Consider the following 14,149-nt stretch of genomic DNA (forward strand, 5'->3'; position numbering starts at 1 on the left):
ACTGTCCAGACAGCGAAAATTTGTGTGATCTCAGTCACGTAAATGTAGGGGGTGGGGCGAATAATGAAGTGATCTCCATCACAAAATCAGTGCGTAAAATAAATACAACGCGTAAAAAAGAAGCAAAACCACCCCTGTTTTGCGATCGGCGTCACATTTCTCCGTCGCGTGTTTGTTTCTGAGATGTGACTGGATTCACAAAATATTTTTATGCAGATTTGTCTGCATGTGATCCCTGGCAAACTTTGCTTTGCCATTCGACGCCAGGATGAAAGCAAGCAACACGGAAAGCTAAAAAACCACTTTTAAGATGTGGTATGGCGAAAAAAGAAAAGGTAGATTACGCTCATAATGTAAGGTTAAGTATATTATTATTCAGGATATATTTTGACACGCTTATAAACTTGCATGGAGATATTATAAAAACCGATACTCCCCGCCTTTGAAATAAAAGCATTGCTCTTTTGTTTAAAAATAAACTAATTAGGCCGCGCACTGTTTTATTAATTTAATGAGTTGACGTTGTTTAAGTGAGGAGAATATGTTTCTCAATTATTTTGCGCTGGGTGTATTGATTTTTGTGTTCCTGGTTCTGTTTTACGGAATCATCGCTATTCATGACATCCCTTATAATATGGCGAAAAAACGTAACCATCCCCATGCCGATGCTATCCATACGGCGGGGTGGATAAGCCTGTTTACGCTCCATGCCATTTGGCCGTTTTTGTGGATCTGGGCGACCCTGTACCGTGAAGATCGCGGTTGGGGGATGCAGAACCATATCGCCACGCCTGACGAGGTTCCCGGCATGGATGCGCTGACCAGGCGCGTGGCAGAATTAGAACAAAAGCTGGCCGCGTCACAACCCGCTATTGATAAGAACACGCTGGAGCACTGATCATGGATCTGTTAATTATTCTGACCTATGTGGCCTTTGCGTGGGCTATCTTTAAAATATTTCGTATTCCGGTCAACCAGTGGACGCTCGCCACCGCCACGTTAGGTGGGGTATTTATTGTTGCGGGCCTCATCTTATTAATGAACTATAACCATCCTTATACCTTTACGGCGCAAAAAGCGGTTATTTCCATTCCGATCACGCCGCAGGTAACGGGAATCGTCACGGAAGTGACCGATAAAAATAACCAGCTTATTAAAAAAGGCGAAGTGTTATTTAAACTGGACCCGGGCCGCTATCAGGCGCGCGTCGACAGGCTCAAGGCAGACCTGGTGACAGCCACGCACAATATCGACAATCTGAAAGCACAGCTCTCGGAAGCGGTCGCTAATACGACACGCGTGTCCGCTGAACGCGATCGTCTGTTTAAAGATTATCAGCGCTACCTGAAAGGCAGCCAGGCGAAGGTGAATCCGTTCTCTGAAAGCGATATCGACAACGCGCGTCAGAATTACCTGGCACAGGATGCGATGGTGAAAGGCTCCGTTGCCGAACAAACGCAGATTCAAAGCCAGTTGGACAGCATGGTAAATGGCGAACAGTCGCAGATTGCTTCTCTGCGCGCGCAGTTAGCCGAAGCGACCTATAACCTCGATCAGACCGTGGTGCGTGCGCCAAGCAACGGGTATATCACCCAGGTGCTGATCCGTCCGGGTACGTACGCCGCCGCGCTGCCGCTGCGTCCGGTAATGGTCTTCATTCCTGAACAGAAACGCCAAATCGTGGCGCAGTTCCGCCAGAACTCGTTACTGCGTTTGAAACCGGGCGACGAAGCGGAAGTGGTGTTCAATGCGCTTCCGGGCCAGGTGTTCACCGGTAAACTGACCAGCGTTCTGCCGGTAGTACCGGGAGGGTCTTACCAGGCGCAGGGCGCGCTGCAGGCGCTGACGGTCGTACCGGGCACCGATGGCGTGCAGGCGCTGATCGAACTGGAGCCAAACGCGGACGTTGATGCACTGCCTGATGGTATCTACGCCCAGGTGGCGGTCTATTCCGACCACTTCGCCCACGTCTCGGTGATGCGTAAGGTCTTGTTACGTATGACCAGCTGGATGCACTACCTCTACCTCGATCACTAATCTCTCCCGAGGCAGGAATGCGATATGCATACCTGCCTTTTTTCGCTGCTTGATCCATACTGACCTCTTTGTGAGCATTCAGGAGCAGGCAATGAAACTCATCGGCAGCTATACCAGTCCCTTCGTGCGTAAAATCTCGATTCTCCTGCTGGAGAAAGGGATTGAATTTGAATTCGTCAATGAACAGCCCTACAGCGCCGAAAATGGCGTTGCGCAGTACAATCCGTTGGGCAAAGTCCCTGCACTGGTGACCGATGAGGGTGAATGCTGGTTTGATTCGCCGATAATTGCGGAATACGTCGAACAACTCGGCGTTGCGCCAGCCATGCTGCCGGCCGATCCAAAAGCGGCGCTGGCCATGAAGCAAATCGAAGCGCTGGCGGATGGCATCATGGATGCGGCGTTAACCTCCGTGCGGGAGCAGGCACGGCCAGCCGCACAGCAGTCGGAAACGGAGCTGCTGCGCCAGCGTGAAAAAATCAACCGCAGCCTGGACATGTGCGAGCAGCTCATTCGGGAAGGAAAAATTCAGGTCGATAGCGTGGATCTGGCGACCATTGCCATCGTTTGTGCCATTGGTTATCTCAACTTCCGCCACGTTTCCCCGGGATGGTGCGTCAACCGTCCATTGCTGGTTAAGCTCGCGGAAACGCTTTGTCAGCGCGAGAGCTTTGCCCGTACCGAACCGCCAAAGGCTTGACGCGGGATATAACACTTCCCGCCAGGAGGCGGTACAATCCCGCCACATGTTAACTCCCTCTCCCGTCGGGAGGGGGGAAGATATTTACTCGCCGGGCGCATTATGACTACTCATCATTCCCTCTACAGCCAAATTCCTGCCACCGATCGTCTGCTTCGCGAACCGCGTATTCAAACCGCTCTGGAACAGTTCGGTCATACCGCGACGGTCGACATGCTACGCCAGCTTCAGGACGAAGCCCGACGCCATATTCAGGCTGAAAATGCGCTGCCCGTCTGGTGTGAGCTGTGGGGTGAGGAAGCGCAGAGAAGGCTGGGAGAGAAAACGCAAAGCGCGTTACGGCCGGTAATCAACCTGACGGGGACCGTGCTGCATACCAACCTGGGTCGCGCGCAACAGGCTGAAGAGGCGGTCGCGGCGGTGGTGCAGGCTATGCGCTCGCCGGTGACGCTGGAGTACGATCTGGACGGCGCTGGGCGCGGTCACCGCGACCGGGCGCTGGCGGAGCTGCTATGCCAGCTGACCGGGGCGGAAGATGCCTGCATTGTAAACAACAACGCGGCAGCGGTACTGCTGATGCTGGCGGCGACCGCCAGCGGCAAAGAGGTGGTGGTTTCCCGCGGCGAGCTGGTGGAGATTGGCGGAGCGTTTCGCATTCCGGACGTGATGCGCCAGGCGGGCTGTACGCTGCATGAAGTCGGCACGACCAACCGCACGCATGCTAAAGACTACCGCGCGGCGGTGAATGACAATACCGCGCTGCTGATGAAGGTCCACACCAGCAATTACCATATAGAAGGCTTTACCAAAACCGTTGATGAAGCGGAACTGGCGGCGATGGGGCGCGAGCTGAATGTGCCGGTGATTGCCGATCTCGGCAGCGGTTCGCTGGTGGATTTAAGCCAGTACGGTCTGCCAAAAGAGCCCATGCCGCAGCAGATGATTGCCGCTGGCGTGAGCCTGGTAAGCTTCTCCGGCGACAAACTGCTGGGCGGGCCGCAGGCGGGGATTATCGTCGGCAAGCGCGAGCTGATAGCCCAGCTGCAGCAACATCCGCTGAAGCGCGCGTTACGCGCCGATAAAATGACGCTCGCCGCGCTGGAAGCGACCCTGCGGCTCTACCTGCACCCGGAGAAGCTGGCCGAGCGCCTGCCTACGCTGCGCCTGCTGGGCCGTGACGCCGCCTCGATTCGCGCGCAGGCTGAATTGCTGTTGCCGCAGGTTGCGCCGCATTACCCCGATTTTGCCGTGCGCATTGAGCCCTGTCAGTCGCAGATTGGCAGCGGATCGCTGCCGGTAGACCGGCTACCGAGCGAAGCGCTGACCTTCACGCCGCGTGATGGACGCGGTAGCCACCTTGAGGCGCTGTCGGCGCGCTGGCGTGCGCTGCCAACGCCCGTAATTGGCCGTATTTACGATGGCCGAATGTGGCTGGATTTACGCTGTCTTGAAGATGAAGCGCGATTTCTGGAGATGCTGTTGAAATGATTATTGCCACCGCCGGTCACGTCGACCACGGAAAAACTACGCTGTTGCAGGCCATTACCGGCATTAACGCCGATCGCCTGCCGGAAGAGAAAAAGCGCGGCATGACCATCGATCTGGGTTATGCCTACTGGCCGCAGCCCGATGGCCGCGTGCTGGGCTTCATTGATGTACCGGGACATGAAAAATTTCTCTCCAACATGCTCGCAGGGGTGGGGGGGATTGACCATGCCCTGCTGGTGGTCGCCTGCGATGATGGCGTGATGGCGCAAACGCGTGAACATCTTGCGATCCTGCAGCTGACGGGCAACCCGCAGTTAACCGTCGCACTCACGAAAGCCGATCGCGTAGATGAGGCGCGCCTGGATGAGGTGCGCGATGAAGTACAGTCTACCCTGCGTGAATATGGTTTTGCTGATGCACCGCTGTTTGTCACCGTGGCGACAGAAGGGCGTGGTATTGACGAACTTCGCGATCGTTTGCAGCAGCTTACGTCACGTGAGCACCCCAGCCATCACCGCTTCCGTCTGGCTATCGACCGGGCCTTTACCGTAAAAGGTGCGGGACTGGTGGTGACCGGCACCGCGCTGAGCGGTGAAGTAAACGTAGGTGATACGCTCTGGCTGACGGGAGTGAATAAACCAATGCGCGTGCGTGGGTTACATGCGCAAAATCAACCCACTGAGCATGCCCATGCCGGGCAGCGTATTGCGCTGAACATCGCCGGGGATGCGGAAAAAGATGCCATCAACCGTGGTGACTGGCTGCTGGCCGACGCCCCGCCTGAGCCCTCCGGACGGGTGATTGTTTCTCTCCAGACCCATGCGCCGCTGACCCAATGGCAGCCGCTGCATATACACCATGCAGCCAGCCATATCACCGGGCGCGTATCATTGCTGGAAAACGATCTCGCCGAGCTGGTGTTCGACGCGCCGCTCTGGCTTGCGGATAACGACCGCCTGGTGCTGCGCGATATCTCGGCGCGGGAGACGTTGGCCGGGGCGCGCGTGGTGACGCTCAATCCGCCACGTCGTGGCAAGCGTAAGCCGGAGTACCTGCAGTGGCTGGCGGCACTGGCGCAGGCCAGCGATGACAAGGCCGCACTGCGGATCCATCTGGAGCGTGGTGCGGTGAATCTCGCTGATTTTACCTGGGCGCGCCAGCTGAGCGCTGAAGGGTTGCGCCAGTTAACCCGGGAGCCTGGCTTTATTCAGGCCGGTAACAACATGCTGAACGCGCCGGTTGCCGCACACTGGCAGCGCAAGATACTGAGTACGCTCGCTATCTACCATGAACAGCATCAGGATGAACCCGGTCCGGGGCGTGAACGTCTGCGACGCATGGCATTGCCGATGGAAGACGATGCGCTGGTGCTGCTGCTGATTGAAAACATGCGGGAAAGCGGGGTGATTAAAAGCCATCACGGCTGGCTGCATTTGCCGGATCACAAGGCGGGTTTTACCGCCGAGCAAGAGGCGGTCTGGCAAAAAACGGCACCGCTGTTTGGCGATGAACCCTGGTGGGTCCGCGATCTCGCGCGTGAAACCCATACCGACGAGCAGCTGATGCGGCAGGTATTGCGTCATGCCGCACAGCAGGGGCTGATTGTGGCGATCGTTAAAGATCGCTATTACCGTAACGATCGGATCGTGGCATTCGCGAATCTGATCCGCGAGTTGGATCAGGCTCGCGGATCAACCTGTGCGGCAGATTTCCGTGACCAGCTGAACGTGGGTCGCAAGCTGGCGATTCAGATCCTGGAATATTTCAACCGTATTGGGTTTACGCGCCGTCGGGGTAATGACCATCTGCTTCGCGACGCGCAGCTGTTCCCTTAAGCGTTACGCATGACGAGCGAGTTTCTGCTTCGCCAGCCATACCGCGCCCAGTCGCCCTGCCTGGTTACCCAGCTCACAGGGCAGAATGGGCACCTTAAGCGCCTCCCACTCCTCGAATCGCTGTAGGTACTTATCGAGCAGGAGATAAATTTTTTCCTGCTCGCTTATCCCGCCGCCAATCAGCACTGCCTGGGGATCGAACATCGAGATCACGCTGTAAACGCCGCGCGACAGAAAATGCGCCCAGGCTTCAATGGCTTCGCGCAGATGCACGTCACTTTCCATACGTTTAAACAGCTCTTCCCCGTGGGGCATTTCGTCTTCCGACAGCGCCAGCGCACGGCTGCAGGCTTTCATCAGGCCACTGGCAGAGGCCACCTCATGCATCGGTTCGCCTTTGTCCCCTACGGGCAGCACGCCAAATTCACCCGCACGGTAATGCGACCCGCGATAGAGATCGCCTTCCATCACAATCCCGCCGCCAATGCCCGTGCCGAGGGTGATGCAGACGAAATGTTCGTAGTCCTTACCTGCGCCCTGCCAGCGTTCGCCCAGTGCCGCACAGTTAGCGTCATTTTCCACGGTAACGGGAAGATCGGTCAGCCCGGCAAACAGCTCGCACAGGTTTTCACCATCAAGATACTCAAGCGCCCCCGCTTTTGCCGCTTCGCCGGTATGGTGGTTAATATGGCCGGGAAAACTGACGCCAATGCCGACAATGTCATTTTCCTTCCGGTACTCTTCGACAACGCTTTTCCATTTCTCTTTGAATGTGTTTGCATCCTCAGGGGTATCGTACTCATCGGACGTGAGTTCCTTGCCGTTTTCATCAATCACGCCGTGTTTGATGTGGGTTCCGCCCACGTCAAAGCCGATAAATAGCTGCATCGCATCGTTCCTCATGAGCCCTTGAGCTGTTAAGTATGGCTCAGCGGCAGAAACGAAACGTAAAGTACGGTAATCCGTGATACGCCTCGTAAACCCGTCACCGGTTGGCGAGAAAATCGCCAGCGGGAGCTACCCTTGTTGTACACCAACAGCAAGGAGACGGTCATGACAAACAATCCTCCCTCATCACGTATCCAGCCTGGCGAGTATGGTTTTCCCCTCAAGCTGAAGCCCCGTTATGACAACTTTATTGGCGGCGACTGGGTGGCGCCCGTCGACGGTGAATACTATTCCAACCTCACGCCCGTCACTGGCCAGCCGCTGTGCGAGATAGCCAGCTCCGGCAAGCGCGATATCGACCTGGCGCTGGATGCTGCGCACAGAGCTAAAGATAAATGGGGGCAGACTTCCGTTCAGGACAGAGCCGCGATGTTGTTCAAAATCGCCGACCGGATGGAGCAGAATCTGGAGCTGTTAGCCACGGCTGAAACCTGGGACAACGGCAAACCGATCCGTGAAACCATGGCGGCAGATGTGCCGCTGGCGATTGACCATTTCCGTTATTTTGCCTCCTGTATTCGTGCTCAGGAGGGGGGAATAAGTGAAGTTGATAAAGACACCGTGGCGTACCATTTCCACGAGCCGCTGGGCGTGGTGGGGCAAATCATCCCGTGGAACTTCCCGCTGCTGATGGCGAGCTGGAAAATGGCGCCCGCGCTGGCGGCCGGGAACTGCATCGTGCTCAAACCGGCGCGTTTAACCCCGTTGTCGGTGCTGCTGTTGATGGAGGTGATTGGAGACCTGCTGCCGCCAGGCGTCATTAACGTCGTCAACGGCGCTGGGGGCGAGATTGGGGAATATCTCGCCACCTCAAAACGCATCGCTAAGGTGGCGTTTACCGGCTCGACGGAAGTGGGCCAGCAAATTATGCAGTATGCGACCCAGAACATCATCCCGGTGACGCTGGAGTTGGGCGGAAAATCCCCGAACATCTTCTTCGCTGACGTTATGGATGAAGAGGATGCGTTCTTTGATAAAGCGCTGGAAGGGTTTGCGCTGTTTGCCTTCAACCAGGGGGAAGTGTGCACCTGTCCAAGCCGCGCGCTGGTGCAGGAGTCCATTTATGAGCGCTTTATGGAGCGGGCAATCCGTCGCGTGGAGTCGATTCGTAGCGGTAACCCACTCGATAACGTCACGCAGATGGGCGCGCAGGTCTCGCACGGACAGCTGGAAACCATTCTTAATTACATCGATATAGGTAAAAAAGAGGGCGCAGAGATCCTGACCGGTGGCCGCCGTAAGGTGCTGGGGGGGGATCTGCAGGAGGGTTACTACCTTGAACCGACCATCCTGTCCGGTCAAAACAACATGCGCGTCTTCCAGGAGGAAATTTTCGGACCGGTGCTGGCCGTAACGACCTTCAAAACCATGGAGGAGGCGCTGGAGATTGCTAACGATACACCGTATGGCCTGGGGGCGGGCGTCTGGAGCCGCAACGGAAATCTGGCTTACAAAATGGGGCGCGGTATTCAGGCCGGACGCGTTTGGACCAACTGCTATCACGCCTATCCGGCGCATGCGGCATTTGGTGGTTACAAGCAGTCGGGTATTGGGCGAGAAACCCACAAAATGATGCTGGAACATTACCAGCAGACTAAATGTCTGCTGGTCAGCTATTCCGATAAACCGCTGGGCCTGTTTTAGGTACCTAAATCAGGCCGTCCCTGGACGGCCTGGTTGATTTGCTGGCGCAGGCAGTTCAGTACACCGTCCAGAACATATTGTACGCGCCAGGGTTGATATTCGCGCTTGCGGAATATTGCTGTCAGATCGAGCCACCACTCTTCCTGATGTGGGAAACAGGGGACCAGCATGCCATGCGTCAGTTCTTTTTTTAGACTTTCTTTTGGTGCGAAGACAATACCAAGATTATTTCGAGCCAGTTCAAGCGCCGTCTGCGTATTATCACAAATATAATTCCCGGTCACTTTATAGTCTTGCGCCTCTTCACTGCCGTGTACGCGAAAGCGCCAGATGTTGGCATCATCTACTAGCATCGAGTCTATTAATATACACGAATGATTTATTAAGTCTTCCGGCCCTTTAATGGGGTGTTTAGTTAAATACTCTTTGCTGGCAAATGCGGTGACGGAATATTTTGTCAGCACGCTGGCGACCAGGTTTTCATCTTTTGGCTGAGCGTAAGTAATGAGAATGTCGCAATCGTCTGGAAACGTCACACCGTCGGAAAACTCGTTCCGATCGAGGTTATAGGTTTTTAACGACAGGCGAATATCACCAATCTCTTCAATCTTATGGATCACATGACGCGCCAGATAGGTCACGATACCTGTCGGGGCGTAAATCGTCACTTTGCCGCGTTTTTCATGTTTATAATCGGCAATAAAATTAATGAGTTGGCTATTTTTATCCAGTGTGGCATTCACATAAGGCAGCAATGCCTCACCGAATTGCGTCAGCGCCAGCTGGCGTGTTGTACGTTCAAACACCTTGAGTCCAACGCGGGTTTCAAAATCGGACAAATATTTGCTGACATTGGCCTGCGCCATCCCCAGCAGGGCAGCGGCATCGCCAATACTGTGGGTGGCGGCGATGACGGAAATAATTTTTAATTCACGTGGTTTTAACTGCAAGCTATTCATCATGCACGCCCATTTATATGATTTTATATATAATATTATATAAACGGCAGCGTTGCTTTGGTAAATTTGTAACCATTATTATGCGCCTCGCTTGTTCGGCGTTTAAATGGATTGCATAGAATGACTGTTAAATATAATTTACTCATCGCTGCCGCATTATTTTCGACATCATCGGTAATGGCTGGCGACTTTTCACTAGGGGCGGGGGCGGTATTTAACGAGTCGCCTTACAAAGGGTATAACGAAAATACCACCGCTGTACCGTTAATTAGCTACGAAGGCGATAACTTCTATGTGCGTCAAACCACGGGAGGATGGATCCTGTGGAAAGACAGTAAGAATGAATTCAGCCTGACCGCATCCTGGATGCCGCTGCATTTCGACCCGGATGACAATGACGATCATCAGATGAAGCATCTTGATGAGCGTAAAGCTTCGGCATTCCTCGGCGGTGCGTACTATCGCCATGAAAAATGGGGTTCCCTGAAATTTGCCGTTTCCGGTGACGCGATGGATGAAAGCGGCGGCGTGGTGGGTGAAATTTCTTACTTCCGCCCAATCCGCATGGAACGCCTGACGCTTACGCCTTCTGTGGGCATTTTCTACAGCGATGAAAGCTATAACGACTACTACTACGGCGTGTCCGGCAGCGAGTCTCGCCGCTCAGGTCTGGATGAATACACCGCAGGCGACACCTGGACGCCATACGTTGGCCTGGCGGCTAAATATCAATTAACCCAGAACCTGTACCTGAATGCCAGCGCGGTCTACACCGTGTTGCCTGACGACGTGAAGAACAGTCCGATGATTGACCGCGACGACAGCTTCGCGCTGATGACCGGCCTGACCTGGCGTTTCTGATGCGGTAAAGCCGGGTGGCGGCTTCGCCTTACCCGGCCTACACGGACTGCCATCGCAGGTTTGCGTAGGCCCGTGCAAGCGAAGCGCCGCCGGGCATTTTTTGATAGTACCGATCTCCCGTTTTCCTTTCCCGTAATGACTTCCTCATTAATATTCCTGATACGCTAATGTGATCCGCACTATCAATAAAGGTGTGTATCATGTGTATAATTATTAAAAGAAAATTAAACTGGGCACTCTCGCTCAGATCTGGCGGCAGGCGGGAATTAAACATTGATATCAGGAGTAGTTATGTTTTATCCGGCTTACATTCATTCTGACTCCGACGGTAGCGCCAGTGGCTTTTTCCCTGACGTTCCAGGCTGCTTTTTTGCAGGTGATTCCCTGGACGACGCTTTTCAGGATGCACGTGATGCGCTCACCGCGCACTTCGAAGCGCTGTTTGAAATGGATGATGCACTGCCTCTTCCGGGTAATGTGGAAGCGCATCTGGAAAGTCGTCCTGAGGATTTCACTGGCGGGCAATGGCTGTTGGTGGATATTAATATGAAACAGTTCGACGGCAGGGCCGAGCGTATCAACATCACGATGCCTCGACGTTTGCTGGTACAAGATTGATTCCTATGTCAGCGAGCATCCTCAGTTCGGTAATCGAAGCGCATTTCTGGCTGAGGCAGCACGTCGCGTGCTGCCTGGGTAAAGATTAATTATAGAGAGCTGCGGTTGCTTTCAGGATATCAGCAAAGGAATAGATATCATCTACCGTCGCTATGGGATGACGCGTTTCGTTTTTTTCTATATCGAAAAGACCGATGTATTTTTGCGTGCGATTAAAATGTAATCGGCAAAGGGGTTTGCGGTTGTTGTCATCTACAAGGATTCCACAATAACTCTTTGTGTCTCTATGGGTAATGCGAGGTGCCTCCAGTACAGTCCGAGTAATTGCTTTTACAATATGAAAACCTTCTAACTCTTCTAAAGTTGTAACGATATCATTTTCATCTTTATGATCATCTTCGTCGATATGCTGTATTTCCATTGGAGGTTGGGCGGGTGTAGGAGTAATACCAGTGATAGCTGATTTAAGTCTCTCATTAACTTGATCATTTATGTACTGGCTTGCGGCCTTTTTCGTAAGATTTAGAAAAGATTCTCTTACTTTTTGGGTTAGCATCCCGTCATATACTCTGGAAGCAAAGAATTTAACGAAGTCGTCTTCAGGATTGTTAAGTTGTGAATGTAGTATTCTTTTGATCTGACTGACGTATTTCAATTCTCCAGCAGCATTAATAATTGATTCAAGATCAAATGAAGATTTTGTCAATTTTTTTAATTCAGGGACAACATTTTCATCAATATCAAATAGATCGACTTCCAAAAATGGTTTCTCATCCATCTTATTAGGTGCATCAAGATCGGTATAAAATCTATAAATTTGTCCGTTTGTTAAGATTGATATCCGTGCATTTGTAACGTGAAAGTATCTAAAAAGCTGTGATGCGTGATTTATATTTAACGGCTCACCAATTTTTTTACATTCAATAAGTATCTGTACATCATTATTTTTCATTATTGCATAGTCAATTTTCTCGCCCTTTTTAGTGCCAATATCACATACAAATTCGGGTATGACTTCAGAAGGGGCAAAAACATCGTAACCTAAAACATTATGAATAAAAGGCATCACAAACGCAGTTTTTGTTGCTTCTTCGGTATTGATTACTTCAATTTGTTGTCTGATTTTAGTAGATAATGCATTTAATTTTTCTGTGAATTCCATTGGATACCCTTATTTTTCTACTGTGTGTCTTGATGGAATAGCATTAAAATGCGTGTCATTCAATGCTAGCCATAAGTAATTAGTAGCAAAAAAATATTTCCGAGGTTTAGATCACAGACTCGTTAAACTGAAAACAGATAAATAAGCCCATTGCTGCCGATTTTATTAAGTATATTATATATATCGTTATATTTTTATTTTTCTTGTTTATGCTTTATTTCCACCAAGTCCACATTTCCCCTTCTCCTCGATTTGCCCAAATCTGGTAGGCCTTTTCAAACAAACGTGGATAACCCCCGCCGTCTGGAAACGGCGGTACTGTAAAGAGCATATCAATTCTGGCTGATCACTGGCCGTAATAGGCATTCGCCCCATGCTTGCGCAGATAGTGCTTGTCGAGCAGCTCCTGCTGCATAACCGGCAACTGCGGTGCGAGCTGGCGCGAGAACAGGCCCATGTACGCGCACTCTTCCAGCACGACGGCATTGTGAACCGCATCGGCAGCATCTTTACCCCAGGCGAACGGACCGTGGGAGTGGACCAGCACAGCCGGGATCTGCATCGGGCTTAAGTCGCGCTCCTCGAAGGTTTTGATGATCACTTCACCCGTCTGGTATTCGTACTCGCCCGCGATTTCAGCCGTGGTCATCCGTCGGGTGCAGGGGATCGCCCCGTAGAAATAGTCTGCGTGCGTTGTGCCCCACGCCGGTAAATCCTGGCCCGCCTGCGACCAGATGGTAGCGTGGCGGGAGTGGGTATGCACGATGCCGCTAATCTCCGGGTAACGGCGGTACAGCGCGAGGTGGGTCGGCGTGTCTGAAGAGGGCTTTTTGCTGCCTTCAACCACCTGGCCGGTGGCGATATTCACCACCACCATATCCTCCGCCGTCATGACGTCGTACTCCACGCCGGACGGCTTGATCACCATCAGGCCGCTTTCGCGATCCACCGCGCTGACGTTGCCCCAGGTGAAGGTCACCAGCTGGTGGGCGGGCAGCGCCAGGTTTGCCGCCAGCACCTCGGCTTTGAGTTGTTCTAACATGTCATGCCTCCTTCCTGCATACGGGCTTCAATCCAGCGGCGCGCCTGGATGATTTCCAGCACCGGCTCTTTTGCTTTTTCAGTCCACATTTCAATCAGAAACGCGCCGCGATAGTTCAGCGTATTCAGCGTGTTAAACACGCCAACGAAATCGACGCAGCCTTCTCCAAACGGCACGTCGCGGAACTGTCCGGGACTTTGTGCGGTGACGGGCTGGGTGTCTTTCAGGTGAATTGCCGCAATGCGGTCAATGCCCAGCGTCAGCTCGGCGGTGACGTCGTTGCCCCACGCGCTCAGGTTGCCGACATCCGGGTAAACGCTGAACCACGGCGAGGCGAGCATGTCGTCCCACTTTTTCCACTTGCTGATGGAGTTCATAAACGCAGTGTCCATGATCTCCACCGCCAGCATCACCTGCGCGGCGGCGGCCTGCTCGACGGCCCACGCCAGCCCTTCGGCAAAGCGCTGCTGCGTGCCTTCATCATGCTCTTCGTAATAAACGTCATAACCCGCGAGCTGGATGGTGCGAATGCCTAAGTCACGCGCCAGCCTGATGGCTTTGGTCATGATCTCGCGGGCGCGTTGGCGCACGGTTTCATCCCGGCTGCCAAAGGGAAAACGGCGGTGGGCAGAAAGACACATCGACGGGATCGCCACGCCGGTTTCCAGCATCGCTTCAACCAGCGAAGCGCGCTGCGTGGTGCTCCACTCGAGGCGTGACAAACGCTCGTCGGTCTCGTCGACTGACATCTCAACAAAATCGAACCCGCAGCTTTTCGCCAGCACCAGGCGTTCCGGCCAGGAGAGATCTTTCGACAGCGCTTTTTCGTAAATACCTAACGGATGTTGACGCATG

Annotated in this window: 12 protein-coding genes and 1 pseudogene; 8 read left to right on the top strand and 5 right to left on the bottom strand. The window is 53.2% G+C overall.

Annotated elements, in window-relative coordinates; all coding sequences use genetic code 11:
• Positions 1-541: 541 nt before the first annotated feature.
• The 5 genes from HV355_RS12265 (at position 542) to selB (ending at position 6,060) form a co-directional block, all read left to right on the top strand.
• Complete coding sequence (locus tag HV355_RS12265; protein ID WP_108418119.1) at positions 542-898, top strand: DUF3302 domain-containing protein; 357 nt, start codon at positions 542-544, stop codon at positions 896-898.
• Between the two features lie 2 nt (positions 899-900).
• Positions 901-2,037, top strand: a complete 1,137-nt coding sequence (locus HV355_RS12270; RefSeq protein WP_126817128.1) for an HlyD family secretion protein — start codon at positions 901-903, stop codon at positions 2,035-2,037.
• Between the two features lie 91 nt (positions 2,038-2,128).
• Positions 2,129-2,737, top strand: coding sequence for a glutathione S-transferase (locus HV355_RS12275; protein ID WP_182402047.1), 609 nt, complete (start codon positions 2,129-2,131; stop codon positions 2,735-2,737).
• A gap of 102 nt (positions 2,738-2,839) precedes the next feature.
• A complete protein-coding gene (gene selA / locus HV355_RS12280; RefSeq protein ID WP_182402049.1) occupies positions 2,840-4,225 on the top strand; it encodes an L-seryl-tRNA(Sec) selenium transferase in 1,386 nt (461 codons plus the stop codon).
• Positions 4,222-6,060: a selenocysteine-specific translation elongation factor gene (gene selB, locus HV355_RS12285; protein ID WP_182402051.1), complete on the top strand. Its 1,839-nt coding sequence runs from the start codon at positions 4,222-4,224 to the stop codon at positions 6,058-6,060. The genes selA and selB overlap by 4 nt, the downstream gene beginning before the upstream one ends.
• A 3-nt stretch (positions 6,061-6,063) precedes the next feature.
• Here the strand turns inward: selB and HV355_RS12290 are convergent, their stop codons facing one another.
• Entirely contained in the window at positions 6,064-6,948 is an 885-nt protein-coding gene (locus HV355_RS12290; RefSeq protein WP_108418124.1) for an ROK family protein, read from the bottom strand.
• A 165-nt stretch (positions 6,949-7,113) separates the two neighbouring features.
• Between HV355_RS12290 and HV355_RS12295 the strand changes: the two genes are divergently transcribed.
• Positions 7,114-8,652 (top strand): aldehyde dehydrogenase family protein, encoded by a 1,539-nt coding sequence (locus HV355_RS12295; RefSeq protein ID WP_042716601.1) that lies wholly within the window; start codon positions 7,114-7,116, stop codon positions 8,650-8,652.
• Here the strand turns inward: HV355_RS12295 and HV355_RS12300 are convergent.
• A complete protein-coding gene (locus HV355_RS12300) occupies positions 8,649-9,611 on the bottom strand; it encodes a LysR family transcriptional regulator (protein WP_029485222.1) in 963 nt (320 codons plus the stop codon). The two genes, HV355_RS12295 and HV355_RS12300, sit on opposite strands and share 4 nt — an antisense overlap.
• Positions 9,612-9,731: 120 nt before the next feature.
• Here HV355_RS12300 and HV355_RS12305 point away from each other — a divergent pair, with 120 nt between their 5' ends.
• Positions 9,732-10,472 carry a MipA/OmpV family protein gene (locus HV355_RS12305; protein WP_089599697.1) on the top strand — a complete coding sequence of 247 codons (741 nt, stop codon included), beginning with the start codon at positions 9,732-9,734 and terminating at the stop codon, positions 10,470-10,472.
• A 291-nt stretch (positions 10,473-10,763) separates the two neighbouring features.
• Positions 10,764-11,172 (top strand): annotated as a pseudogene (locus tag HV355_RS12310) (type II toxin-antitoxin system HicB family antitoxin).
• Positions 11,173-11,175: 3 nt separating this feature from the next.
• Here HV355_RS12310 and HV355_RS12315 read toward each other — a convergent pair.
• From HV355_RS12315 to HV355_RS12325, 3 genes are all read right to left on the bottom strand, one after another.
• Positions 11,176-12,252, bottom strand: coding sequence for a type I restriction endonuclease (locus tag HV355_RS12315; protein ID WP_182402053.1), 1,077 nt, complete (start codon positions 12,250-12,252; stop codon positions 11,176-11,178).
• 346 nt (positions 12,253-12,598) lie between these two features.
• Positions 12,599-13,294 (bottom strand): L-ribulose-5-phosphate 4-epimerase, encoded by a 696-nt coding sequence (gene araD / locus HV355_RS12320; protein WP_182402055.1) that lies wholly within the window; start codon positions 13,292-13,294, stop codon positions 12,599-12,601.
• A complete protein-coding gene (locus HV355_RS12325; protein WP_182402057.1) occupies positions 13,288-14,148 on the bottom strand; it encodes an L-ribulose-5-phosphate 3-epimerase in 861 nt (286 codons plus the stop codon). The genes araD and HV355_RS12325 overlap by 7 nt, the downstream gene beginning before the upstream one ends.
• Position 14,149 lies beyond the last annotated feature (1 nt).

Origin of the sequence: Enterobacter sp. RHBSTW-01064 (assembly GCF_014103035.1) — a bacterium.
Taxonomy (GTDB): domain Bacteria; phylum Pseudomonadota; class Gammaproteobacteria; order Enterobacterales; family Enterobacteriaceae; genus Enterobacter; species Enterobacter mori.

Excerpts from the sequence above, each read along its gene's own strand:
- HV355_RS12275 (WP_182402047.1), top strand. The coding sequence starts at position 2,129 with ATGAAACTCATCGGCAGCTATACCAGTCCCTTCGTGCGTAAAATCTCG.
- HV355_RS12290 (WP_108418124.1), bottom strand. The coding sequence starts at position 6,948 with ATGCAGCTATTTATCGGCTTTGACGTGGGCGGAACCCACATCAAACAC.
- HV355_RS12265 (WP_108418119.1), top strand. The coding sequence starts at position 542 with ATGTTTCTCAATTATTTTGCGCTGGGTGTATTGATTTTTGTGTTCCTG.
- selA (WP_182402049.1), top strand. The coding sequence starts at position 2,840 with ATGACTACTCATCATTCCCTCTACAGCCAAATTCCTGCCACCGATCGT.
- selB (WP_182402051.1), top strand. The coding sequence starts at position 4,222 with ATGATTATTGCCACCGCCGGTCACGTCGACCACGGAAAAACTACGCTG.
- HV355_RS12315 (WP_182402053.1), bottom strand. The coding sequence starts at position 12,252 with ATGGAATTCACAGAAAAATTAAATGCATTATCTACTAAAATCAGACAA.
- HV355_RS12295 (WP_042716601.1), top strand. The coding sequence starts at position 7,114 with ATGACAAACAATCCTCCCTCATCACGTATCCAGCCTGGCGAGTATGGT.
- araD (WP_182402055.1), bottom strand. The coding sequence starts at position 13,294 with ATGTTAGAACAACTCAAAGCCGAGGTGCTGGCGGCAAACCTGGCGCTG.
- HV355_RS12270 (WP_126817128.1), top strand. The coding sequence starts at position 901 with ATGGATCTGTTAATTATTCTGACCTATGTGGCCTTTGCGTGGGCTATC.
- HV355_RS12300 (WP_029485222.1), bottom strand. The coding sequence starts at position 9,611 with ATGAATAGCTTGCAGTTAAAACCACGTGAATTAAAAATTATTTCCGTC.
- HV355_RS12325 (WP_182402057.1), bottom strand. The coding sequence starts at position 14,148 with ATGCGTCAACATCCGTTAGGTATTTACGAAAAAGCGCTGTCGAAAGAT.
- HV355_RS12305 (WP_089599697.1), top strand. The coding sequence starts at position 9,732 with ATGACTGTTAAATATAATTTACTCATCGCTGCCGCATTATTTTCGACA.